The organism is Antarctobacter sp. (assembly GCF_965277915.1).
Classification (GTDB): Bacteria; Pseudomonadota; Alphaproteobacteria; order Rhodobacterales; family Rhodobacteraceae; genus Antarctobacter.
This window is the reverse complement of record NZ_OZ255849.1, coordinates 1,267,648-1,289,967: the sequence shown is the minus strand read 5'-3', so window position 1 is coordinate 1,289,967 and position 22,320 is coordinate 1,267,648. Positions and strand designations below refer to the sequence as shown.

At 66.1% G+C, this 22,320-nt stretch carries 20 protein-coding genes; 12 read left to right on the top strand and 8 right to left on the bottom strand.

Annotation, left to right across the window (positions count from 1 at the left end):
• Positions 1-12 precede the first annotated feature (12 nt).
• Positions 13-882 (top strand): methylenetetrahydrofolate reductase [NAD(P)H], encoded by an 870-nt coding sequence (metF, locus tag ACQY5B_RS07060; RefSeq protein ID WP_305971166.1) that lies wholly within the window; start codon positions 13-15, stop codon positions 880-882.
• Between the two features lie 192 nt (positions 883-1,074).
• Here metF and ACQY5B_RS07055 read toward each other — a convergent pair whose 3' ends face one another.
• From ACQY5B_RS07055 to ACQY5B_RS07035, 5 genes are all read right to left on the bottom strand, one after another.
• Positions 1,075-2,232 (bottom strand): Gfo/Idh/MocA family protein, encoded by a 1,158-nt coding sequence (locus tag ACQY5B_RS07055; RefSeq protein WP_420325798.1) that lies wholly within the window; start codon positions 2,230-2,232, stop codon positions 1,075-1,077.
• A 17-nt stretch (positions 2,233-2,249) separates the two neighbouring features.
• Positions 2,250-3,350, bottom strand: coding sequence for a Gfo/Idh/MocA family protein (locus tag ACQY5B_RS07050; RefSeq protein WP_420325799.1), 1,101 nt, complete (start codon positions 3,348-3,350; stop codon positions 2,250-2,252).
• Between the two features lie 62 nt (positions 3,351-3,412).
• Positions 3,413-4,324: a 3-dehydrocarnitine:acetyl-CoA trimethylamine transferase BcoG gene (gene bcoG / locus ACQY5B_RS07045; RefSeq protein WP_420325800.1), complete on the bottom strand. Its 912-nt coding sequence runs from the start codon at positions 4,322-4,324 to the stop codon at positions 3,413-3,415.
• Positions 4,314-6,449, bottom strand: coding sequence for an acetate--CoA ligase family protein (locus tag ACQY5B_RS07040; RefSeq protein WP_420325801.1), 2,136 nt, complete (start codon positions 6,447-6,449; stop codon positions 4,314-4,316). The genes bcoG and ACQY5B_RS07040 overlap by 11 nt, the downstream gene beginning before the upstream one ends.
• Entirely contained in the window at positions 6,449-7,609 is a 1,161-nt protein-coding gene (locus tag ACQY5B_RS07035; RefSeq protein ID WP_420325802.1) for an acyl-CoA dehydrogenase family protein, read from the bottom strand. The genes ACQY5B_RS07040 and ACQY5B_RS07035 overlap by 1 nt, the downstream gene beginning before the upstream one ends.
• 164 nt (positions 7,610-7,773) lie before the next feature.
• On the opposite strand from ACQY5B_RS07035, the gene ACQY5B_RS07030 reads away from it, so the two are divergent.
• The 3 genes from ACQY5B_RS07030 to ACQY5B_RS07020 all read left to right on the top strand — a co-directional run bounded on the left by ACQY5B_RS07030 (position 7,774) and on the right by ACQY5B_RS07020 (position 10,551).
• Entirely contained in the window at positions 7,774-8,625 is an 852-nt protein-coding gene (locus ACQY5B_RS07030; RefSeq protein ID WP_420325803.1) for a transketolase, read from the top strand.
• Positions 8,626-8,651: 26 nt separating this feature from the next.
• Positions 8,652-9,707: a transketolase family protein gene (locus ACQY5B_RS07025; protein ID WP_420325804.1), complete on the top strand. Its 1,056-nt coding sequence runs from the start codon at positions 8,652-8,654 to the stop codon at positions 9,705-9,707.
• Between the two features lie 91 nt (positions 9,708-9,798).
• Positions 9,799-10,551, top strand: coding sequence for an SDR family NAD(P)-dependent oxidoreductase (locus ACQY5B_RS07020; RefSeq protein WP_420325805.1), 753 nt, complete (start codon positions 9,799-9,801; stop codon positions 10,549-10,551).
• A 50-nt stretch (positions 10,552-10,601) separates the two neighbouring features.
• Here the strand turns inward: ACQY5B_RS07020 and ACQY5B_RS07015 are convergent, their stop codons facing one another.
• A complete protein-coding gene (locus tag ACQY5B_RS07015) occupies positions 10,602-11,447 on the bottom strand; it encodes a fumarylacetoacetate hydrolase family protein (RefSeq protein ID WP_420325806.1) in 846 nt (281 codons plus the stop codon).
• A gap of 46 nt (positions 11,448-11,493) precedes the next feature.
• Positions 11,494-12,174 carry a GntR family transcriptional regulator gene (locus ACQY5B_RS07010; RefSeq protein ID WP_305971157.1) on the bottom strand — a complete coding sequence of 227 codons (681 nt, stop codon included), beginning with the start codon at positions 12,172-12,174 and terminating at the stop codon, positions 11,494-11,496.
• Between the two features lie 203 nt (positions 12,175-12,377).
• Here ACQY5B_RS07010 and ACQY5B_RS07005 point away from each other — a divergent pair, with 203 nt between their 5' ends.
• The 8 genes from ACQY5B_RS07005 to ACQY5B_RS06970 all read left to right on the top strand — a co-directional run bounded on the left by ACQY5B_RS07005 (position 12,378) and on the right by ACQY5B_RS06970 (position 21,441).
• Positions 12,378-13,388, top strand: a complete 1,011-nt coding sequence (locus ACQY5B_RS07005) for a TRAP transporter substrate-binding protein (protein WP_305971156.1) — start codon at positions 12,378-12,380, stop codon at positions 13,386-13,388.
• Positions 13,389-13,543: 155 nt separating this feature from the next.
• A complete protein-coding gene (locus ACQY5B_RS07000) occupies positions 13,544-14,359 on the top strand; it encodes a TRAP transporter small permease subunit (RefSeq protein ID WP_305971155.1) in 816 nt (271 codons plus the stop codon).
• Positions 14,359-15,954, top strand: a complete 1,596-nt coding sequence (locus tag ACQY5B_RS06995; RefSeq protein ID WP_305971154.1) for a TRAP transporter large permease — start codon at positions 14,359-14,361, stop codon at positions 15,952-15,954. Before ACQY5B_RS07000 ends, ACQY5B_RS06995 begins: the two co-directional genes overlap by 1 nt.
• 150 nt (positions 15,955-16,104) lie before the next feature.
• The gene (locus ACQY5B_RS06990) at positions 16,105-17,055 is read left to right on the top strand and encodes a phytanoyl-CoA dioxygenase family protein (protein ID WP_420325807.1); all 951 of its coding nucleotides are present in this window, start codon (positions 16,105-16,107) and stop codon (positions 17,053-17,055) included.
• A gap of 94 nt (positions 17,056-17,149) precedes the next feature.
• A complete protein-coding gene (locus ACQY5B_RS06985) occupies positions 17,150-18,646 on the top strand; it encodes a UxaA family hydrolase (RefSeq protein WP_420325808.1) in 1,497 nt (498 codons plus the stop codon).
• Positions 18,647-18,683: 37 nt separating this feature from the next.
• Positions 18,684-19,748 (top strand): Gfo/Idh/MocA family protein, encoded by a 1,065-nt coding sequence (locus ACQY5B_RS06980; protein ID WP_420325809.1) that lies wholly within the window; start codon positions 18,684-18,686, stop codon positions 19,746-19,748.
• Positions 19,745-20,467: an SDR family oxidoreductase gene (locus tag ACQY5B_RS06975; protein WP_420325810.1), complete on the top strand. Its 723-nt coding sequence runs from the start codon at positions 19,745-19,747 to the stop codon at positions 20,465-20,467. Before ACQY5B_RS06980 ends, ACQY5B_RS06975 begins: the two co-directional genes overlap by 4 nt.
• Positions 20,468-20,529: 62 nt before the next feature.
• Complete coding sequence (locus tag ACQY5B_RS06970; protein ID WP_420325811.1) at positions 20,530-21,441, top strand: DMT family transporter; 912 nt, start codon at positions 20,530-20,532, stop codon at positions 21,439-21,441.
• A 115-nt stretch (positions 21,442-21,556) separates the two neighbouring features.
• Here the strand turns inward: ACQY5B_RS06970 and ACQY5B_RS06965 are convergent, their stop codons facing one another.
• Complete coding sequence (locus ACQY5B_RS06965; RefSeq protein ID WP_305972588.1) at positions 21,557-22,294, bottom strand: SDR family oxidoreductase; 738 nt, start codon at positions 22,292-22,294, stop codon at positions 21,557-21,559.
• Between the last annotated feature and the right edge of the window lie 26 nt (positions 22,295-22,320).

The following is a 22,320-nucleotide window of genomic DNA, read 5'->3' as shown; positions in this document are numbered from 1 at the left end:
ACACCCCGCACCATGCAGCGCCCCGAGATCTCCTTCGAATTCTTCCCGCCGAAAAACATCGAGGCCACCTTTCGCCTCTGGGACGCGGTGCAGGTTCTTTCGCCGCTGGCGCCGCGCTTCGTCTCGGTGACATATGGCGCAGGCGGCACCACCCGCGACCTGACCCGCGACGTGGTGGCGACGCTGCACAAGCATTCCGGCCTGCGCACGGCGGCGCATCTCACCTGCGTCAACGCCACCCGTGATGAGACCCTGGCCATCGCCGAAGGCTTTGCCGAGTCGGGCGTGACCGATATCGTGGCCCTGCGCGGCGACCCGCCCAAGGGTTCGGACGGCTTCACCCAGCACCCCGATGGTTTTGCCAACTCTATCGAATTGATCGAGGCTCTGGCCGAGACCGGCAAGTTCACCCAGCGCGTCGGCGCCTACCCCGACTGCCACCCCGAGGCCGCGGACATGGACGCCAACATCGCCTGGCTCAAGCGCAAGCTGGACGCCGGCGCGGACGAGGCCCTGACGCAGTTCTTCTTCGAGGCCGAGACCTTCTTCCGTTTCCGCGACGCCTGCCAGAAGGCCGGGATCGACGGTGACAAGCTGGTGCCGGGCATCCTGCCGATCGAAAACTGGAACGGCGCACGCCGCTTTGCAGAAAGCTGTGGCACCTACATCCCGCAGTGGGTCTCGGACGCCTTCGAAAAGGCGCAGCGCGACGGGCGCGAGGATCTGCTGGCCACGGCAATCTGCACCGAGCTGTGCTCCGACCTGCTGGAAGGCGGTGTGGACAAGCTCCACTTCTACACCCTGAACCGCCCGGAACTGACCCGCGACGTCTGCTTTGCGCTGGGTGTCACGCCAGAGGTGGCGCTGGAACAGGTGGCCTGAACCGCCCGCCAGCCTGCAAACAAACGCCCCGCCCGATCCCGCCGAGGCGGGGTTTTTCCTGGCTGGCTGTCGCCTCGGACCGACCCGAAGAGGACGATCAGGCCGGAGCGCGGGCCCAAGGGACGGTGGGCGGGGCGTCTTTCGCGCCGCAGGCGCGGAACAGCGTCCGCCCCCGTCCCCGTATCCGGCCCCTCAGCGCATCATGGGTGGCCGCGCCTCCACCCAGGCGCCCTCGGACTTGCCGCTCTCGGCCACGGCAAAGACGGCGGCCATCGAACGCAAACCGTCTTCCGCCCGGGGGTACAGATCCGCGGCCGGGTCCATCTCGCGCCCTTCGCTGCGTGCCCGGATCGCCTCGGCCAGGTCCGCGTAGAGGTTGCCGAAGGCCAGCGGCATTCCCTCGGCATGGCCCACCGTCACCCGGCTGGCGCGTGCGGCCTCGGGTGACAGGCCAGGCCCGCCACGTTCGATCACTTCCAGCCGTCCGCCCAGCGGCATCCAGTATAGCTGGTTCGGTTGCTCCTGCGCCCAGCGCAGCCCTCCCTTTTCACCGAAGACCTGCAGGGTCAGCCCGTGCTGTCGCCCCAGCGCGATCGACGAGGTCCAGAGCCGTCCCACCGCGCCGCCGTCGAACCGCAGGTTTACCTGCGCGTCATCCTCCAGCACCCGGCTTTCGATACAGCTCACCGTGTCCGCCGAAAGCCGCTCCACCTCTTGCCCGATGACAAAAGAGGCCATGTGCAAGGCATGGATGCCGCAATCGGCGAATTGTGCCGAAACCCCGGCCTGCGCCGGGTCATAGCGCCAGCGCACGCGCGGATTGTCCGCATCGCCCGCGTCCGCGTGATGGCCGTGAGCGAACTCTGCCACCACCATCCGCACGCGGCCCAGATCGCCCGCCGCCACCATCGCCCGCATCTGCCGCACAAGCGCATAGCCCGAATAGCCATAGTTCACCGCGCAGATACGCCCTGTCTCTCGCGCAAGACCCACCAGTTCCTCGCCCTCGGCGACGGTCATCGTCATGGGCTTTTCGACCAGGACGTGAAACCCGCCCTCCAGAAAGGCTCTGCTGATCTCGAAATGCGTGGCGTTGGGCGTGGCCACGGTCACCAGGTCGACCCGGTCCTCGCGCCCCCGCTCGCCCTCCAGCATCTCGCGCCAGTTCCCATAGGCCCGGTCGGCCGCCAGCCCCAGTCGCTGACCGAACGCCCGACCTTCCTCGGCGCGATGATCCAGCGCCCCGGCGACGAAATCGAACGCCCCGTCCAGCCCCGCGGCCAGCCGGTGCGCCGGACCGATCTGGCTGTCCTCTCCGCCACCGATCATGCCCCAGTTCAGTTTTGTCATTGCCTGCCCTCCCGGTCTCAGAAATCCGCCACCCGTGCCCAGCTCCCCGACACCGACGCGGCGCGGGCCGCGGCGATGACGCGGTGCACCTCGACCCCGTCGGCGAAGGTCGGCCAGACCGGAGACCCGCCGTCGATGGCCTGCAGAAAATCCTTCGCCTCGATGATGATCTGATCCTGGTAGCCGGTCCCATGCCCCGGCCCCGGACAGAACCCCCGGTAGTCGGGATGCGCCGGACCGGTCAGGACCTTGGTAAACCCGGCCCGTTCCGCCGGCGCCGCCCCATCGCAAAGCCAAAGCGCGTTCTGATCCTCCTGGTCGAAACGGATCGCGCCCTTTTCCCCCGTGACTTCATAGGCATACCCCATTTTCCGCCCCGTCGCGACGCGGCTGGCAAAAAGCTGTCCGCTGGCCCCGTTCTCAAAGCGCAGGGTCATCAGAACCTGGTCGTCGTTGGTCACGGTCACGCCATTGCGTTCGGGAAAGACCGTCTCGATCACCGCCGAGACCTCGGCAATCGGCCCGCCCAGCGCCAGTGCAGCATTGATCGGGTGCGGTGCAAGATCCCCCAGGCAACCGTTGGCCTCGCCCTGCGACCGCCAGGGCGGCAGGATCGAGGTCAGGTGGAAATCCTCTGTATGTTCGATGCGCAGGTGATGCACCCGCCCCAGGTCGCCCGCAGCGATCAACTGGCGGGCAAAGCGCGTCGCGGGTGTCCGGCTATAGTTGTAGGCCACCATATGTGCGACCCCGGCATGTTCGGCGGCGGCCAGCATGGATCGCGCCTCTTCCAGCGTCAGGCCCAGCGGTTTCTCGCAGAGCACCGGCTTGCCAAGCGCAAAGGCCGCCTCCGCGATTTCGCGGTGCGTCGACTGTGGAGAGGCGATCACCACCGCCTCCACCTCGGGATCCTCGACCAGGGCCTGCCAGTTTTGGGCGCCGCGATCGAACCCGTAAGCCTCTGCATAGCGGGCGCCGCTGTCAGGTGTGGACCCGGCGATGGCTACCAGACGCGGTTTCAACCTTGTCTCGAATACCGTTCCGACGGCAGCAAAGGCGGCGGAATGTGCCTTGCCCATGTATCCGCCGCCGACGATTCCGATCCCGATGCTGGCCATGTCCCCTCCCCCGATGTCAGCGCCCGGCAACCCTGCGACGCCGACCGTCGGGGCGACAAGACCTATCTGGGCGCGCGCTTGGTCAGCCCCAGTTTTTCTCTCACCGCTGAGGGTCCCATGACCTTGGCACCGAGGTTTTCGATGATCCCCACGGCGCGGTCGACCAGTTGTGCATTGGTCGCCAGCACCCCCTTGTCGAGGAACAGGTTGTCCTCCAGCCCGACGCGCACGTTGCCGCCCGCCAGCACCGAGGCCGCCACATAGGGCATCTGGTTGCGCCCGAGCGCGAAGGCGCTGAAACACCAGTCATCCGGGACGTTGTTGACCATCGCCATGAAGGTATTGAGGTCATCCGGCGCGCCCCAGGGCACCCCCATGCAAAGCTGCACCAGCGCGGGCCCGTCCAGCACGCCCTCTTTCACCAATTGCTTGGCGAACCACAGGTGACCGGTGTCAAAGGCCTCGATCTCGGGCTTGACCCCCAGCGCGGTCATGCGCGCGCCCATGTCGCGCAACATGCCGGGTGTATTGGTCATGACGTAATCGGCCTCGGCGAAATTCATCGTGCCGCAATCCAGCGTGCAGATCTCGGGCAGGCATTCCGCGATATGCGCCACCCGCGCCTCGGCGCCGATCATGTCGGTCCCGGCCTCGTTCACCGGCAAGGGCGCCTCGGTCGAGCCAAAGGTAATGTCGCCGCCCATGCCCGCTGTCAGGTTCAGCACCACGTCCACGTCCGCATCGCGGATGCGCTCTGTCACTTCCCGGTAATACGCCAATTCCCGCGAGGGCGCCCCGGACTCGGGATCGCGGACATGGCAATGCACCACGGCCGCCCCCGCCCGGGCCGCCGCGATGGCGCTTTCGGCAATCTCTTTCGGAGAGCGCGGCACATGCGGGCTGCGGTCCTGCGTCCCGCCCGATCCCGTAACCGCGCAGGTGATAAAGACCTCTCTGTTCATCTCAAGCGGCATCGCCCTCTCCTTCCTGTCTTTCCGTCCTCAACCGGATCAATGCATCCGCGGCCACCGCCCGGTCGGGCGTGACGATCAGCGGGTTGATCTCCAGTTCCTCGATCCTGTCGGCATGGGCCGCGACGAAAGCCTGCACCGCATGGACGGCGGCCACAACCGCCGTTTCATCTGCCCCCGGCGCGCCACGATAGCCGGCCAGCAGCGGCGCGATCCGCAGGCCCGCCAGCGCCTCGCGCACCTCCACTTCACTGACCGGCAACAACCGCACCTGCGTATCCCCAAGGATCTCGGTCCAGACACCGCCCGTGCCCAGCGTCAGGACAAACCCGTGCGCGGGATCGCGGACCACGCCGATCAGCAGTTCCACCACCGCGCCGCCGACCATTTCCTCGATCAGGTAGCCCCGCGCGCCCATGTTCTCGGCCGCCGCCTGCACCGCCTCCGCCGAAGCCAGGTTCAGCCGCACCGCGCCCGCCTCGCTCTTGTGGGCAAAGCCTTCGCCCTTCAGAACCACTGGAAAGCCGATCCGCGCCGCCACTTCTGCCGTCGCGTCCGGCGTCGCGGCGCGCGCACGCGCCGGCACCACAAGGCCCGCGCCCTCCAGGATCCGTTTCGCCTCGGCCTCCTGCAGAACACCCCCCGCTTCTTCTTTCCCCAAATACTCCGGGGGGGTCGCGGAACGCGACGGGGGCAGCGCCCCCTCCTCCCGCGCCAACAACACCGGCGCCGGGTCCACCGCGCGGCCAAGGAAGGCCGCCGCCGCCAGCGCCTCCAGAGCCGCCGACAGATCACAGAGCGGAACGATCCCAAGCGGCACCAGCCGCCGGGCCACATCCTCCGGCAGCGTCTCGACAAGGCTCGACAGGACCGCCAAGGGCACATCGCCCTGCGCTTGTGTTACTGCGTCGATCACCGGCTCCCAATCGGCGCTCGAACAGCGGTCACCGCGTGGAAAATCCAGCACGACAACAGCTGCGCCTAGATCGTCCCCCTGCGCCAGCCCGGCGAAACAGGCTCTCATCGCGGGCACGTCGCCCCAGATATAGGTGTGGTAATCCAGCGGGTTGGCCAGCGCCACCTTGGGCCCGAGCGCTGCGCGCAGCGCCTCCCGCTGGACGGTGCCCAGGGGCGGAAAGGTGATGTCGTAGCCCAGGCCGGTATCCGCCATCAGGCTCGCCTCGCCGCCCGAACAAGAGGCCGAGACCAGCCGGTTGGATCGCAGAGGCCCAGCCACATGCAGGATCTTCAAACATTCCAGCAGGGCCGACAGGGACGAGACCTGCGCCACCCCGATACGTCTCAGAAAGGCCCGCGCGCCCGCATCGCTGCCGGTCAGGGATGCCGTATGCGAGACCGCCGCCGCGCCTGCCTGCTCCGAGGCCCCCAGCTTCAGCGCCACGATCCGCTTGCCCAATGCACGTGTCCGCGCCGCAAGGGCCTCGAACCCGCGGATGTCAGCAATGCCTTCGACATAAAGCCCCAGCGCCGTGATCCTCGGGTCTTCGAGCAGCGCCATGCCCAGCGCGCTCAGGTCCACCTGCGCCTGGTTGCCCACGGTGCCCAGAAAGCCAATGGGAAGGCCCCGGCGCTGCATCGTCAGGTTGAGCGCGACGTTGGAGCTTTGCGAGAGGATCGCCACGCCCCTTTCCACCGGGACCAATCCGTGCTGGTCGGGCCAGAGCGCGACCCGGTCGAGTGCGTTCAGCATGCCGTAGCAGTTCGGTCCCAGCACCGGCATTTCCCCCGCCGCCGCCAAAAGCGCCGCCTGCATGTCCCGGCCATCCGACAGTTCCGCCTGCGCCTCGGCAAATCCCGAGGCAAAGCAGATCGCCCCACCCGCGCCGGCAGCCGACAGAAGCCGCACCGCTTCGACCGTGGCGGCGCGGTTTATGCCGATATAGACCGCATCCGGCGGTTCCGGCAGGTCCTCCACCCGCGCCACAGCCGGCAGCCCGCCAACCTCGGTGCGCGTCGGATGCACCGGCCAGAGCGGCCCGTCAAAGCCCATCCTCCGGCATTCGCGGATGACATTCGCGCACCACCCCCCGCCGCCGATCACCGCAATGGATCGGGGATACAGGAGGCGCGCCAAGGTCCCGGCAGTGTCATTGGCGCCGAGGGCCATCACGCCCCCAGGGGACGGAAAATCTCCCGCCCGATGATGTGACGCTGGATTTCGGATGTGCCGTCCCAGATCCGCTCGACCCGGGCATCGCGCCAGAACCGTTCGATGGGGAAATCGTCCATCAGCCCCATGCCGCCGAAGATCTGCAAGGTCGTGTCCGTGACCCGAGCCAGCATCTCGGTCGCGTAGACCTTGGCGCTCGCGATCTCGCGGTTCGACGGCAGGTCCTGGTCCAGCCGCCAGGCCGCGGCCAGGGTCAGCCAGTCGGCGGCGTCGATCTCTGTCACCATGTCCGCAACCTGAAAGGACACTCCCTGGAACTTGGCAATCGCCTGACCGAACTGCCTGCGCTGCGCCGCGTAATCCACCGCCATGTCGAAACAGCGCCGCGCCCGCCCCACGGAAAAGGCCGCCACGGTCAAACGCGTGGCGTAAAGCCAAGTGTTCATGACCTCGAACCCGCCGTCGACCTCGCCCAGCACCTGAGTATCCGGCAGGCGGCAATCGGTGAACTCCAGGATGCAGTTCTTGTAGCCCCGGTGCGAGACAGAGTTATAGCCATCGCGCACCTCGAACCCCGGATGCCCGCGATCCACCAGGAAACAGGTGATCCGCTTTTTCGGTCCCTTGGGGGTCTCGTCCACGCCCGTGGCTATGAAAACGATAAAGAAATCCGCGTGATCGGCGCCCGAGATGAAGTGCTTGGTCCCGTTCACCACCCAGTCGCCCCCCTGCCGCACCGCGGTACATTTCATCCCGCGCACGTCGCTGCCGGCCTCCGGCTCGGTCATGGCCAGCGCATCCATCCGCTCGCCCCGCACGGCGGGCAGCAGATAGCGCTCGCGTTGCTCCCCCTCGCAGGCCATCAGGATGTTCTGCGGTCGGCCAAAGAAATGCGTCAGCGCCATGCTGCCGCGCCCAAGCTCGCGCTCGACCAGCGTGAAATCGAGGTGGCCCAGCCCCGCGCCCCCCACCTCCTCGGGGAAGTTGCAGGCGTAAAAGCCGAGGTCGATCACCTTGCGCTTGATCTCTTCGCCAAGACCCGGCGGCACCTCTCCGGTTCGTTCGACCCCGGCCTCGAAAGGATAGATCTCCTTTTCGACGAAGCTGCGCACCGTCGAAACGATCATCTCCTGCTCGTCGCTCAATCCGAACTGCATCGCGTCCTCCCAGCTTTGCCCCCATCCAAGTCGAGTTTGGCGCGACCCTCAAACCGAAAACGCCCGATCCTCTTCTGAATGCGACAAAGCAAGGGACGGCCTCTCGCCTTGACGTGGCGTCTCTTCTGGAAAATGGTATACCAAATCGGACGAGGGAGGAGACCATGTCCACCGAAACGCAACACGCGGGCGCCAATGTCAGCCTCGCGCGCAGGGCTTGGTCCATCCGGCGGCTGGCGCTGCGCATGGCCGAGGTGCAGGGACAGGGCTATATCGGGCAGGCGCTCGGCGTGGCGGACGTTCTGGCCGTCAGCTATTTCCACGCGCTGAATTACAGGCCTGACGAGCCGGAGTGGGAAGGGCGCGACCGCTTTTACCTCTCAATCGGCCACTACGCGATCGCGCTTTATTCCGCGATGATCGAGGCCGGCATCCTGCCAGAGGACGAGCTGGAAACCTACGGCATGGATGACAGCCGCATGCCCATGTCCGGCATGGCCGCCTATACGCCGGGAATGGAAATCACCGGCGGCTCGCTCGGCCACGGCCTTGGCATCGCCGTGGGTGCGGCGCTGGGTTTGAAACGCAAGAAGAACCCGGCCTTCGTCTACAACATGATGTCGGACGGCGAGTTGGGCGAGGGATCGACCTGGGAGGCGGTCATGTCCGCCAGTGCCCATCAGCTCGACAACCTGATCTGCGTCGTGGATTTCAACGACCAGCAGGCCGACGGCCCGACCACCCAGGCCCTTGCCAAGGGCGAGGAGGCACCGAAATGGGCCGCCTTCGGCTGGCACGCGCAAGAAGTGGACGGCAACGACCTGAACGCCCTCGTGGCGGCCTTCGACACCGCGCGCAACCTGCGTGAGCCGCGCCCCCGCGTCATCATCTGCAAGACCCAGATGTGCAAGGGCGTGCCCTTCCTCGAAGAGCGCGAAATCACCCATTTCGTCCGCGTGGACCCCTCTGAATGGGCGCGTGCCATCGCCATTCTCGACGACGCCATTCCGGCCTGAGCCCGGACCGACAAGGAGCCAGAGACATGCAAGAAGCCCCCATCGGCCCGACCTCGCGCCGCAAATCGAAATACACCCCGCGCGCCGTCCCCGTCTCCGGGGATGGAGCGCGCCTGACCACCTCCGCCATGATCGCCTCGCTGGATGCCGAGGGCCGCGACACCGTCGCCGCCCCCTTCGGCAATGCGCTTTGTGACCTGGCGGCGAAACGCGACGACATCGTAGGCCTGACCGCGGACCTGTCGAAATACACTGACCTGCACGTTTTCGCCAACGCCTACCCTGACCGTTTCTACCAGATGGGCATGGCCGAACAGGTCATGATCTCCGCCGCAGCCGGGCTGGCGCGCGAGGGCTTTACCCCCTTCGCAACCACCTACGCGGTCTTTGCCTCGCGCCGCGCCTATGACTTCATAATCATGGCGATTGCCGAGGAAAACCTGCCGGTCAAGATCGTCTGCGCCCTGCCCGGGCTGACCACCGGCTATGGCCCCAGCCACCAGGCGACAGAGGATCTGGCGATCTTTCGCGGCATGCCCAACCTGACTATCGTCGATCCCTGCGACGCGACGGAAATCACGCAGGCCACCCATGCCATCGCCGACCACCCCGGCCCGGTCTACATGCGCCTGTTGCGGGGCAAGGTGCCCGACGTGCTGGGCGAATACGGCTACAATTTTCAACTGGGCAAGGCGCAGGTGATCCACGGCGGCAATGACGTGCTCTTCATCTCTACCGGTTTCATGACCATGCGCGCGCTGGATGCCGCCAAGGCGCTAAGGGCCGAGGGCACCGATTGCGCCGTCCTGCACGTGCCCACGCTGAAACCGCTCGACACGGAAACCATTCGCGCCGAGGCCGCCAAGGCCGGGCGCCTGGTCGTGACACTGGAAAACCACACCATCACAGGCGGGCTGGGAGAGGCGGTGGCGGCGGACCTGATGCGCGCGGGCATCCACCCCGCCTTCGACAGCATCGCCCTGCCGGACGAGTTCCTGGACGCGGGCGCCCTGCCAACGCTGCACGATCAATACGGGCTCAGCGTCGAATCCATCGTGGCCCGCGTCAGCTCCAGGCTGTGACCCGGGCTTCTTCTCTCGCAAAATACTCCGGGGGAGCCGACGAAGTCGGCGGGGGCAGCGCCCCCTCCCCTGCCAACCACAGGAAAACCAAATGCTTCTCAACGGAAAAACCGCCGTCATCACCGGCGCCGCCAGCCCGAGGGGGCTCGGCAAGGCCACCGCGACGCTCTTTGCCGACCACGGCGCGCGCATCGCCGTGCTCGACCTTGACGGAGAAGCCGCCCGCGCCGCCGCCGCTGATCTGCCGGGCGAAGGCCACATCGGGCTGCCCTGCGATGTCACCAGCAAACCCCAGTGCGAGGCGGCGGCGAAATCCGCCATCGACGGGCTGGGCCAGGTCGACATCCTGGTGAACAACGCCGGCATCACACAGCCGCTGAAACTCATGCAGATCGAGCCGGAAAACTACGACGCGGTGACGGACGTGAACCTGCGCGGCACGCTCTACATGAGCCAGGCGCTGATCCCGCACATGCGCGCGCGCAAGACCGGCTCCATCGTCAATATCTCGTCCGTTTCCGCCCAGCGTGGCGGCGGTATCTTTGGCGGGCCGCATTACTCGGCGGCCAAGGCGGGCATACTCGGCCTGACCAAGGCGATGGCCCGGGAACTGGCGCCCGACGGTATCCGCGCCAACGCGATCTGCCCCGGTTTCATCGCAACCGACATCACCGGCGGGGCATTGACCGATGAGATGATGGAACAGATCCTGTCCGGCATCCCGATGGGCCGCGCCGGACAGGCCAGCGACGTGGCGGGCTGCTGCCTGTTCCTGGCCTCGGACCTGTCGGCCTACGTCACGGGGTCAGAGGTCGACGTGAACGGCGGCTCGCTGATCCACTGACGAAAAAGGCCCCTCGCGGGGCCTTTTCCACGTGCTTCCACGCTGATGCCTCAGCCGGCCGCGACGGCCTCTTGCCGCTGCTCACCAAGGCCTTCGATGCGCACGTCCATCACGTCGCCCGGCTTCAGGAAACGCTGCGGTGTCATGCCCATGCCCACGCCGGACGGCGTGCCCGTGGCGATGATGTCGCCCGGCTGCAGCAACATGAACTGCGACATGTAGGAAACGATTTCGGCGACGCCAAAGATCATGTCCGAAGTATCGCTGTCCTGCACGGTCTCGCCGTTCAGATCCAGCGAGAGTTTCAGCGCCTGCGGGTCCGGCACCTCGTCCGCCGTGACCAGCCAGGGACCGGTCGGGCCGAAGGTCGGGGCGGACTTGCCCTTGACCCACTGGCCGCCCTTCTCGATCTGGAACTCCCGCTCGCTCATGTCGTTGATGACGCAATAGCCCGCCACATGGGACAGCGCATCCGCCTCGCTGACATAGGAGGCGGCCTTGCCGATCACCACGCCCAGTTCGACCTCCCAGTCCGATTTGACCGAGTTGCGCGGGATCACCACCGGGTCATAGGGGCCCGAAAGCGCCGAGGTCGCCTTGGAGAACAGGATCGGCTCCTTGGGCGGCTCCGCCCCGGTTTCGGCGGCGTGCTTGGCATAGTTCAGCCCGATGCAGAAAAAGTTCGGCACCGAGGCCAGGCAGGACCCGATCCGCCCCGGTTCGGCCACCAGCGGCAGGCTGGCCGGGTCGATGGCCCGCAGGGCCTCCAGCGCCTCGAGCGAGACCGTTTCGCCGGCGAAATCCCCCACGTGGGCCGACAGGTCGCGCACTTGGCCGTCGCTGTCCAGCATCCCGGGCTTTTCCTGGCCCGCCGGGCCAAAACGCAGTAGTTTCATAAACTTCCCAATCCTTGTTCCAGGGTCTTTATTGTCGTCCGGCCGATCACTCGACCGGTTCGGTTGCCTCTCCGCCCTCGTCCTTCACGGACTCGAAGAAATCGGCCACGTTGACCAGCAGGTGATCAAGGTGCGCTTGCACCTGTGCCTGGGCGGCTTCGGCATCGCGCGCGCGCAGCGCGGCGACGATCTTGTCATGTTGGCTCAGCACCCGCTCGCGCGAGCGTTTGCGGCTGGCCGAGAGATACCGCGCCCGCCAAAGGCGCGCCAGCAATGACTGGTGAACCTCTGCCAAGACGGGATTGCCCGCCGCCCGCGCGATGGCGCGGTGAAAGCCCATGTCGATCTCGAAGATGTCCAGCATGTCGAGGCTGTCGTATTGCTTGTCCATACGATCCGCGACTTCGGCGATGCTCTCGATCTCGGCCTCGCTGGCCCGCTCGCAGGTCAGCCGCGCCGACAGCACCTCGAGCGCCGACATGACTTCGATGTTGTGGGCAATTTCTTCAAAGCTGGGGTTGGCGACGATCGGGGACCGTGCCGGACGCAACTGGACCAGCCCTTCCTTGGCCAAAATCCGAATCGCCTCGCGCAGCGGTGTCCGGCTCACGCCGAGTTCCGCCGCGTGGTCCCGCTCCTTGACCGCCGTGCCCGGCGGCAGAACGCCACGCAGAATGTCCCGGCGCAGCCGAGTCGCAATCTGTTCTGGCAGTGTCTCATCCGTCATGGCGCAGTTCACCTCCCTGAATCCGCACCCTTTTTTCCACCCTGCAGGGCGGCCTCCCATGAGGGAAATCTGGTATACCAAAAATCCTTGCCTGTCGACATTGCTTTGGTTAGCTTGCCTTCACGTGATGGTATACCATCCGGGGACAGGGGTCCGACCCCGACAACGACCGGCGGGGGGGAGCCCGCCACAGGGAGGAACATATGAAAAAGATCCTGACGACGGCCGCGGCCGTTGCCATTGCTGCATCCGCGGCCAGCGCGCAGGAGGTGACCCTGCGCATCCAGACCCACTATGCGTCCGAGCACCCCTCGGGCGTCCTGGCAGCGCAATTCGCGGATGACGTGCAGGTGATGTCCGGCGGCGAAATCGCCATCGAGATGTTCTACAGCTCGTCCGTCGTGGCCACCACGGAAACCTTCGACGCCGCCATCAACGGCATCGTCGACTGCGACATGACCGGCGGCGCCTACCAGACCGGCAAGAACCCCGCGTTCCAGTTCGTCGGCGACATCATGGGCGGCTACGACACGCCCTGGCAGCAGATTTCCTGGCTGTACTACGGTGGTGGCTACGATGCCGCACAGGAACTCTACAACGCGCAGGGCATGCAGCTGATCGGCTGGTGGCTCTACGGCCAGGAATCGCTCTCGTCCTCCAAGCCGATCGCCGGCCCGGATGACCTGAAGGGCTGGAAATTCCGTTCGCCCCCGGGCCTGGAAACCGAGATCTTCACCGAGCTGGGTGCCACGCCCATCGTGATGGACTTCACCGAGATCTTCACCGCGCTGGAAACCGGCATCATCGACGGTGCCGACGCCTCGGGTCTCTACAACAACGTGGGTCTCGGCCTGTATGACATCGTCAGCCACGCCACCTACCCCGGCTTCCACTCGATGCCGTCGGACCACCTGGCCTGCAACAAGTCCGTCTGGGACGGTCTGAGCGAGCAGCACCAGCGCATCATCGACACCGCGATGCAGAAACTGACCCTGCACACCGCCCTGTCGAACGAGAAGAAAAACGCCGAAGCCGCAGCGGAACTGCAGGCCAAGGGCGTGACGCTGCACGACTGGTCGGCCAAGGACCGCGCGGACTTCCGCAAGGCGGCGCAAACCGCCTGGGACCGCTGGGCTGAAAAGACCCCCGAAGCGGCCGCCCTGGTGGAAAGCCACCGCGAATACCTGACGGCGCTCGGACTGATCGCCGAGTGATCGCCGGGCTGACCGCCTCGTGACATCGCGGCGAGCCTTTCGCGAGGCTCGCCGTTTTCGTCTCTGGCCCAGGCGCCCGCACGGGACGCGGAACAGCCAGAGGGACGGCACGGGCAACGGGCCAACTGCCACTCTACATACCGGGATGACCGCGCATGCAACAGGACAGCGTCTGGCTGGGACCGCTCAGAAAGCCGGTTCAAATGGCCATGATCGGGTTTTCGGGCCTGACCATCGCTCTCTTCATATTTCTCGTCTTCAATCAGTTCATCTCGTCCGATGCCATCGGCATGCACGACATGATCCGCCCGCAGGGCAAGCCTATCGTCACGGTGACGCTGATCTCCCTCGCGCTGGCCTTGCTTTTTGCCGCGCTCTTTCTCAGCGATGACAAGGGCACGATCGAGGTCGATCACACCGGGCCCTTCGACATCCTCTCGCTGGTCTGCGCGCGCCTGGCCATGATGTCGATCGCCTATATCGTGCTCGTCATGTTCTACGAGGTGGTGTCGCGCTACGTCTTCAACCAGCCGACCATGTGGGCCAACGAACTGTCGCTCTGGATCGCCAGTTTCCTGTTCCTGCTGGCCGGGCTCTACGCGATGCAGCAACGCAGCCACATCCGCATCTACGTCATCTATGACATGATGCCCCGCTGGATGCAGAAAGCCTCGGACTGCGTTTCGGTCTTCCTGATCTGGGTCTTCACCTTCTGCCTGGTCTGGGGCGGCTACAACGACGCCATGCGCCGGATGCTGCGGATGGAAACCTTCGGCACGGCCTGGGATCCGCCCATTCCGGGAACGGTAAAGCCCGCCATCCTGTTCATCATCGTTCTGGTCGCCATCCAGGCCCTGTCGAACCTGATCGCCGACTGGAACAAGGCCCCCGAACACCACACCCCCGCCGACGAGATCGACGAACACGAGATCGAGGCCCTGCGCCGCACCCTGGAAGAGGACAACAAGTAATGGTCGACATCGGCACCCTCTCGCTGATCCTTCTGCTGGCGATGTTCGCGCTGCTGGCCATCGGGATGCCCCTGGGCTTTGCCTCGGCCTTTCTCGCGGTGGTCACGCTGGTCCTGAAATTCGACGTCGACATCCTGTTCCGCACCTGGGGACAGGGACCGCTCAGCGTGCTGGGCCAGGCCGTCTACCGACAGATGACGAACTACGTGCTGATATCGGTACCTCTCTTCATCTTCATGGCGGCACTGCTGGAACGATCCGGCATCGCGCGCGACATGTATTCCTCGCTGAACGTCTGGCTGTCTCGCGTGCGCGGCGGCATCGCCATCGTGACATCCGTCATGGCCGTCATCATGGCCGCCATGTCCGGCATCATCGGCGGCGAGGTGGTCCTGCTGGGTCTCATCGCCCTGCCCCAGATGCTGCGGCTGGGCTACAACCAGAACCTTGCCATCGGCACCATCTGCGCCTCCGGCAGCCTCGGCACCATGATCCCGCCCTCGATCGTCCTGATCTTCTACGGGCTGGTGACGGAAACCTCGATCAAGGCGCTGTTTACCGCCTCCTTCCTGCCCGGCTTCATGCTGGCGTCCTTCTTCATCCTCTACATCATCGTGACCACGCAGCTGTCGCCCGAAAAGGCGCCGCTGCCGCCCGAGGAACCGGACGCCCCCAAGGGCGGGGAAAAGGGACTGATGTTCCTGGGCTTCCTGTCCCGCTTCGGCATCTGGGTGACCGGCGTGCTGATCCTGCGCGCGCTCTTCTTCACCGTGACCGGCGCCAACGAGGTGATCGAAGGTGTCGAACCGATCCTGCTGGGCATGGTATCGGACATTCCCTGGCTGGTCGGGGCCCTGGTGATCTTTGCCGTGATCGTCTTCTTCGTGGTCGGGCGCGAACGCACCGCCGTCGGCTGGGAGATGGGCAAGGGCCTGATCGCGCCCATCGTCGTCATCGGCGTCGTGCTGGGATCGATCTACGGCGGCATCACCGGCATCACCGAGGCCGCGGGCATGGGCGCGGTGGCGGTCTTCGTCATCGGCCTGATCCGCCGCGAGATGACCTGGGACATCGTCTACGACAGCCTGATGCGCACGCTCAAGTCCACCGGCACGATCATCTGGGTGACCATCGGCGCTGCGGCACTGGCGGCCGCCTACACCCTGGCGGGCGGGCCGCAATATGTCGCCAACATGATCGTCGGGGCCGACATGCCCACCATGAGCGTGATCCTGGTCATGATGCTGATCTTCCTCATCATGGGCATGTTCATGGACTGGGTCGGCATCGTGCTGCTGGTCATGCCGGTCTTCCTGCCCATCGTCGTCCGCCTCCCGGCGGAAGAGATCGGCTGGTTCGCCCATGTGGACGCGCGCTATGTGCCGATCTGGTTCGGCGTGGTCTTCTGCATGAACATGCAGGTGAGCTTCCTTTCACCGCCCTTCGGGCCGGCCGCCTTCTACCTGAAATCGGTGGCCCCGGCGCATATCTCTCTCACCGACATCTTCCGCGGCTTCCTGCCCTTCATCGCGTTGCAGCTCTGTGCGCTGGCGGTGCTTCTGGCCTGGCCGCCCATCGTCACGATCTTCCTGTGACCCCGGGCCGGACCGGTCGCCGCTTGGGCGCGCCGGTCCGGCCCCATCCCGACCCCCGGGCTTCTTCTCTGCAAAAATACTCCGGGGGGCCGCGGCTTTGCCGCGGCGGGGGCAGAGCCCCCTCCCCGCCCCGGAGCGAAAGGACAGCCCATGCCCCTGATGTTGACCCAGGACCAGATCGCGCAGTTCGACCGCGAAGGGTATGTCGTGGTCGAGGATGTTCTGGACGCGGACAGGCTGGCGGCGGTCAAGGCCGAATATGCCGCGTTGCTGGAAACGCTCTACGCCCGCTGGCACACCGAGGGCCGCGTGCCCCCTGCCGAGGGGATGGATTTCTGGCAGAAACTGCTGACCTCCTACGCTGCGGGCTGCGACTGGTTCCAGCCGATGGATATCTCCCTGCCCGGCGGAGAGATTGCCGCCGACACGCCCTTTCACTTCGGTCCCGCCGTCTTTGACATGCTGACCGATGCCCGCCTTCTGGACATGGTCGAGGACCTGATCGGCCCCGAGCTGACCTCGAACCCGATCCAGCACGTCCGCCTGAAGCCGCCCGCCACCCATCTGCACGCGGACGAGCCGCGCGCCCATGTCACCGCGACCGCCTGGCACCAGGACCGGGCCGTGGCCCACAAGGAAGGCGACGAGACCCGCATGGTCACTGTCTGGCTGGCGATCTCCGACGCGACGGAGGAAAACGGCTGTCTGACGGTGGTGCCGGGCAAGCCGCAAATGTATCCGCATTGCCCCCGGAAACAGACCGCCATCGCGCCGGGCTACCTGGACGAGGACAAGGCCCTGCCCCTGCCCGTCAAGGCGGGCGGCGCGGTGCTTTTCCATCCGCTGACGCCCCATGCCTCGCTGGACAACCGCAGCAGTGATTTCCGCTGGAGCTTTGACATCCGCTACAACGTCACCGGCCAGCCCACGGGCCGCGCGCATTTTCCCGCCTTCATCGTCCGTTCGCGCCATGCGCCAGAGGCCGAGTTGCGCGACTGGAAAAAGTGGAAGACCATGTGGGAAGAGGCCCGCGCCCGACTGGCGCCGGAACCGCATATCCCGATTCACCGCTGGTCGGGCGACAGCCCGGTCTGCGCCTGACCGGCCACCGCAAACACCCATCCCGGCCCCGTGCCGGAACATCGCGACATGAGGCCCCGGCCCCGGGGCCAATCAGAGCCCTTGAGAGACCGAGATGAACAAGACAGTCCGCCTTTCCGACGCCGACAACGTGGTCACCGCCGTCACCCCGCTTGAAATCGGGCAGGAAGGCGCGACGCAACTGATCCCGCGCGGCCACAAGCTGGCCGCGCAGACGATCCCCAAGGGGGCCCCGGTGATCAAATACGCGCAGGTGATCGGCTATGCCGCCGAGGACATCGCCGCGGGCGCCCATGTGCACACCCACAACCTGGACTTTCGCAACGTCGACACCGAATACGAGTATTCGACCAACATTCGCCCCGCCGCACCCGCCGCGACGCAGGACACATTCATGGGCTACCGCCGCGCGACGGGTCGCGTCGGCACGCGCAATTACATCGCCGTGCTCACATCGGTGAACTGCTCCGCCACCGCCGCGCGCAAGATCGCCGCGCATTTCACCGATGACAAAATGGCCGCCTATCCCAATGTCGACGGGGTGGTAGCCTTTGTCCACGGCACCGGCTGCGGCATGGCCGGCCAGGGCAGCGAGGGGTTCGAGGCGCTGCAACGGGTCATGTGGGGCTATGCCCGCAACCCCAATATCGGCGGCGTTCTGATGGCGGGCCTGGGCTGCGAGATGAACCAGATCGACTGGCTGGTCGAGGCCTACGGCCTGCAACCCGGCCCGCTGTTTCAGTCGATGAACATCCAGGACGTCGGCGGGCTGCGCAAATGCGTGGAACTGGGCATCCAGAAGATCGAAAAGATGCTGCCCGTGGTGAACGAGGCCACGCGCGAGGAATGCCCCGCCTCCGATCTGATGGTCGCCCTGCAATGCGGCGGCTCGGACGCCTGGTCGGGGATCACGGCGAACCCTGCCGTCGGCCATGCCTGCGACCTGCTGGTGGCACAGGGCGGCACCGGCGTCCTGGCCGAGACGCCCGAGATCTACGGCGCCGAACACCTGCTGACGGCCCGCGCGGTCGACCGCGCCACCGGCGAGAAACTGGTCGAACTGATCCGCTGGTGGGAGGATTACACCGAACGCAACAAGGGCAGCATGGACAACAACCCTTCGCCCGGCAACAAGAAGGGCGGCTTGACCACGATCCTGGAAAAATCTCTGGGCGCCGCGGCCAAGGGCGGCACCACGCCGCTCACCGGCGTCTACAAGTACGCCGAACCCGTCACCGCCAAGGGGTTCACTTTCATGGACAGCCCCGGCTACGATCCGGCCAGCGTCACCGGCCAGATCGCCAGCGGCTGCAACCTTGTCTGCTTTACCACCGGCCGCGGTTCGGCCTTCGGCGCCAAGCCCAGCCCCTCGATGAAGGTCGCCACCAACACCGAGATGTTCAACCGCATGACCGAGGACATGGACGTGAATGCCGGCACCATCCTGACCGAAGGCAAGACGGTCGAGGACGTGGGCCGCGAGATCTACGACATGTGGCTGCGCATGGCCTCCGGTGAACAGACGAAATCCGAGGCACAGGGCCTGGGTGACTATGAATTTGTGCCCTGGCAGATCGGGGCGGTGATGTAATCACATCGCTGATCGAACCACTATCCTTGAGCTTATCATGACCCTCCCCCTATGCATCATCGGCGCGGGTTCCATCGGGCGCCGCCATATCGAGGTGGCCAGCGCCTCGCCCGCGATCCGGATCACAGCCATCGTGGAGCCGGACCCGGCCACGCGCGCCAGCTTGACCGACGAGGGCCTGCCCGCCGTCGCCGCGATCGACGACGCGCCGGCAGAGACCCGCGCCTGCGTGATCGCCACGCCGACGCCGGATCACTTGCCCTCGACCCTCGCCGCGCTCGGGCGCGGCTGGGCGGTGCTGGTGGAAAAACCGATTGCCGACACGCTCGACAACGCGCGCAAGATGGCCGAAGCCGCCGCCGACGCGGGCCTGCCGCTGATCGTCGGCCACCACCGCCGCTGCCACCCCTTCATCCAGGCCACGCGCGAGGCGTTGCCACAGATCGGGCAGTTGGTCGGCCTCCAAGGGATGTGGTGCCTGCGCAAGCATGACAGCTATTACGACGTGCCCTGGCGCCGCGCCCCCGGCGCCGGCCCGCTGGCCACCAATCTCACCCATGAGATCGACCTGCTGAACGTCTTTGCCGGCCTGCCGATCGAGGTCACGGCGCTGACCTCCAACGCCACGCGGGGCCATGTGATCGAGGACACCGCCGCATTGGCCTTTCGTTTCGAGACCGGCGCGCTCGGGTCCTTCCTGATTTCGGACGCGGGCGCCTCGCCCTGGTCCTTCGAGGCCGCCAGCGCGGAAAACCCGGCCGTCGCGGCCTCCGGCGAAGATTACATTCGCATAACTGGCACGCTGGGGGCGCTCTCCTTTCCCTCACTCACCCGCTGGGGCGCGTCCGGCCCGGGCGAGGTCGAATGGTCAAAACCGCTCAAACGCCTTGACCCGCCCGGCTTCGACAAGGTCGATCCGCTGCGGGTCCAGATCGACCGTTTCGCCGCTTTCCTCGACAGTGGCGCCGACGACATCCTCTGCCAGCCCCGGGACGGCATCGCCGCCCTGGAAATGACGTTGGCCACTGCCCTTTCCGGACAGAGGCACCGCCCCGTGAAGCGCGGCGAGGTGCCCGGAGATTTCACAGGAGTTCTGACATGAGACTAGCCGGCAAACGCGCCTTCATCACCGCCGCGGGCCAGGGCATCGGCCGCGCCATCGCCGAGAGCTATGCACGCGAAGGCGCCGAGGTCACCGCGACCGACCTCAACCCCGACCTGCTGGAGGGGCTGACCGGCACGACCTTTGCACTGGACGTGACAGACAAGCCGGTGCTGACCCGCGCCGTCGAGGCCGCAGAGCCCGACATCCTGGTCAATTGCGCCGGGTTCGTGCACGCCGGCACGCTGCTGGAGGCTACGGACGAGGATTTCGAGTTTGCAATGATGCTGAACGTCCGGTCGCAATTCCATGCGATGCAGGCCGCCCTGCCCGGCATGATCGCGCGCGGCGGCGGGTCCATCGTGAACATGGCCTCCGTCGCAAGCTCCATCATCGCGGCGCCTGACCGATGCATCTACGGCGCGTCCAAGGCCGCCGTCATCGGGCTGACGAAATCTGTGGCATTGGATTACGTCACGCAGGGCATCCGCGTGAACTGCATCTGTCCGGGCACCATCGACAGCCCCTCCTTGCACGACAGACTGCGGGCAATGGGCGACTACGAGGAAGCGCGCAAGGCCTTTGAAGCCCGTCAACCGATGCGCCGCATCGGCACGACAGAAGAGATCGCACACCTGGCCGTCTACCTCGGCTCGGATGAAAGCGCCTTTACCACGGGTCAGGCCCATGTCATCGACGGGGGGTGGGCGGTCGGCTGACCGCGATCCCCCTACGCGGGCTTTCGCACCACTTTCCCTTTCCCAACCGCAAGACCTGTCCCATGGCCGAAGCTCTCCCCCGCGAAGACCGCACTGCCGCCGGTGTGCTGATGATGGCCCTGGCCGTGCTGGGGTTCACCTGTATCGACAGCACGGCAAAATGGCTGATGCTGGCGGGCCTGCCCGCGCTGCAGGTGGTCTTTGCCCGCTACGCGGGGCATTTCCTCGTCGCGGTTGTCATCTACGGGGCGCAGGAGGGGCGACAGGCCTTCGTCTCGAACGCCCCCTGGCGCCAGCTTTTGCGCAGCTTCTTTCTGCTGGGCAGCACCGTGTTCAACTTCTCGGCGCTGAAATACCTGCCGATCACCGTCACGACGACCATCACCTTTGCCGGGCCCATCGTCGTCACCCTGCTGGCGATCCCGATCCTGGGCGAAAAGGTCGGCCTGCGCCGGATCATCGCCGTCTGCGTGGGCTTCCTGGGCGTGATCGTGGTGATGCAGCCCTGGGGCGTCGATTTTCACCCCGCCATGTTCCTCTCCATCGGGGCGCTCAGCATGGCGGCGCTCTATTTCATCATGACGCGGTTGCTGGCGGGGATCGAAGGCAACGCCACCCAGCAGATCTGGTCCAGCGGCTTTGCGGCCCTGGCACTCCTGCCCTTCGTTCTGGGTGGCTGGGTCTGGCCCGAGGGGCCGGTCTGGATCGCCTTCTGCCTGATCGGCATCTTCGGGGCCAGCGGCCACATCGCGGCGGTGATCGCACACCGCTGGGCGGATGCCTCGATCCTCGCGCCGGTGATCTACATCCAGATCTTCCTGGCCGCCGTCGCCGGCATCCTGATCTTCGACACCTGGCCCACGGTCTGGACGCTGGGCGGCGGTGCGATCATCATCGCTTCCGGCCTCTACATCTGGCAGCGCGAGCGCGTGGTCCGCGGCCGGGTCCGCCGCCCCGTGCCGCATATACGGTAGTCGGGCCACCGGGTCAGGTTTCGCCGGACCTTTGGTCCGGCGACCCGCCGGGGGCTCTGCCCCCGGACCCCCGGAAGTATTTCAGGCCCAAAGAAACGCGGGCCCGGGACAATGTTCAGCCCCGCCCGATATAGGGCATCGCGCTTGCCATGACGGTCATGAACTGCACGTTCGCCTCCAGCGGCAACGAGGCCATGTGCAGGACCGATTTCGCAACGTTGGACACATCCATGACCGGCTCCACCGCGATGGAACCGTCGGCCTGCGGCACGCCCTTTGTCATCTTTTCGGCCATGTCCGTCAGCGTGTTGCCGATGTCGATCTGACCGCAGGCGATGTTGTAGGGCCGCCCGTCCAGCGACAGCGAGCGCGTCAGGCCGGTGATCGCATGTTTCGACGCCGTGTAGGGCGCCGATCCCCAGCGCGGCACGTGGGCCGAGACCGACCCGTTGTTGATGATGCGCCCGCCCTGCGGATCCTGCCTGCGCATCCGGCCAAAGGCGGCGCGCGCACAGATGAACGACCCGGTCAGGTTGATGTCGATGCAGCGACGCCAGTCATCGACGCTGATTTCGTCTGCCGGGCCGCCCATGACCGACACGCCCGCGTTGTTGAACAGCGCGTCGATCCGCCCCCACTCCGCCAGCGCCTTGTCAAAGGCCGCATCCACCTGTGCCTCGTCCACCACGTCGCAGGTCAGGCCCAGCGCGTTTTCATGGCTGTCGGCCATTTCGGCCACCGAGGCCTCGGTCCGGCCCACGATCCCGACCTTCCAGCCCGCTGCCAGAAAGGTCTCGGCGCAGGCCTTGCCGATCCCGCGCGCGCCTCCGGTGATGATGATTGTCTGGGTCATTGTCCCTCCCCCATGTTTCTTTGGGC

Excerpts from the sequence above, each read along its gene's own strand:
- ACQY5B_RS06975 (WP_420325810.1), top strand. The coding sequence starts at position 19,745 with ATGAGACTAGCCGGCAAACGCGCCTTCATCACCGCCGCGGGCCAGGGC.
- ACQY5B_RS07015 (WP_420325806.1), bottom strand. The coding sequence starts at position 11,447 with ATGAAACTACTGCGTTTTGGCCCGGCGGGCCAGGAAAAGCCCGGGATG.
- ACQY5B_RS07005 (WP_305971156.1), top strand. The coding sequence starts at position 12,378 with ATGAAAAAGATCCTGACGACGGCCGCGGCCGTTGCCATTGCTGCATCC.
- ACQY5B_RS07020 (WP_420325805.1), top strand. The coding sequence starts at position 9,799 with ATGCTTCTCAACGGAAAAACCGCCGTCATCACCGGCGCCGCCAGCCCG.
- ACQY5B_RS06965 (WP_305972588.1), bottom strand. The coding sequence starts at position 22,294 with ATGACCCAGACAATCATCATCACCGGAGGCGCGCGCGGGATCGGCAAG.
- ACQY5B_RS06985 (WP_420325808.1), top strand. The coding sequence starts at position 17,150 with ATGAACAAGACAGTCCGCCTTTCCGACGCCGACAACGTGGTCACCGCC.
- ACQY5B_RS06995 (WP_305971154.1), top strand. The coding sequence starts at position 14,359 with ATGGTCGACATCGGCACCCTCTCGCTGATCCTTCTGCTGGCGATGTTC.
- ACQY5B_RS07055 (WP_420325798.1), bottom strand. The coding sequence starts at position 2,232 with ATGACAAAACTGAACTGGGGCATGATCGGTGGCGGAGAGGACAGCCAG.
- ACQY5B_RS07040 (WP_420325801.1), bottom strand. The coding sequence starts at position 6,449 with ATGGCCCTCGGCGCCAATGACACTGCCGGGACCTTGGCGCGCCTCCTG.
- ACQY5B_RS07025 (WP_420325804.1), top strand. The coding sequence starts at position 8,652 with ATGCAAGAAGCCCCCATCGGCCCGACCTCGCGCCGCAAATCGAAATAC.
- ACQY5B_RS07035 (WP_420325802.1), bottom strand. The coding sequence starts at position 7,609 with ATGCAGTTCGGATTGAGCGACGAGCAGGAGATGATCGTTTCGACGGTG.
- metF (WP_305971166.1), top strand. The coding sequence starts at position 13 with ATGCAGCGCCCCGAGATCTCCTTCGAATTCTTCCCGCCGAAAAACATC.
- ACQY5B_RS06970 (WP_420325811.1), top strand. The coding sequence starts at position 20,530 with ATGGCCGAAGCTCTCCCCCGCGAAGACCGCACTGCCGCCGGTGTGCTG.
- bcoG (WP_420325800.1), bottom strand. The coding sequence starts at position 4,324 with ATGCCGCTTGAGATGAACAGAGAGGTCTTTATCACCTGCGCGGTTACG.
- ACQY5B_RS06990 (WP_420325807.1), top strand. The coding sequence starts at position 16,105 with ATGCCCCTGATGTTGACCCAGGACCAGATCGCGCAGTTCGACCGCGAA.
- ACQY5B_RS06980 (WP_420325809.1), top strand. The coding sequence starts at position 18,684 with ATGACCCTCCCCCTATGCATCATCGGCGCGGGTTCCATCGGGCGCCGC.
- ACQY5B_RS07030 (WP_420325803.1), top strand. The coding sequence starts at position 7,774 with ATGTCCACCGAAACGCAACACGCGGGCGCCAATGTCAGCCTCGCGCGC.
- ACQY5B_RS07010 (WP_305971157.1), bottom strand. The coding sequence starts at position 12,174 with ATGACGGATGAGACACTGCCAGAACAGATTGCGACTCGGCTGCGCCGG.
- ACQY5B_RS07000 (WP_305971155.1), top strand. The coding sequence starts at position 13,544 with ATGCAACAGGACAGCGTCTGGCTGGGACCGCTCAGAAAGCCGGTTCAA.
- ACQY5B_RS07050 (WP_420325799.1), bottom strand. The coding sequence starts at position 3,350 with ATGGCCAGCATCGGGATCGGAATCGTCGGCGGCGGATACATGGGCAAG.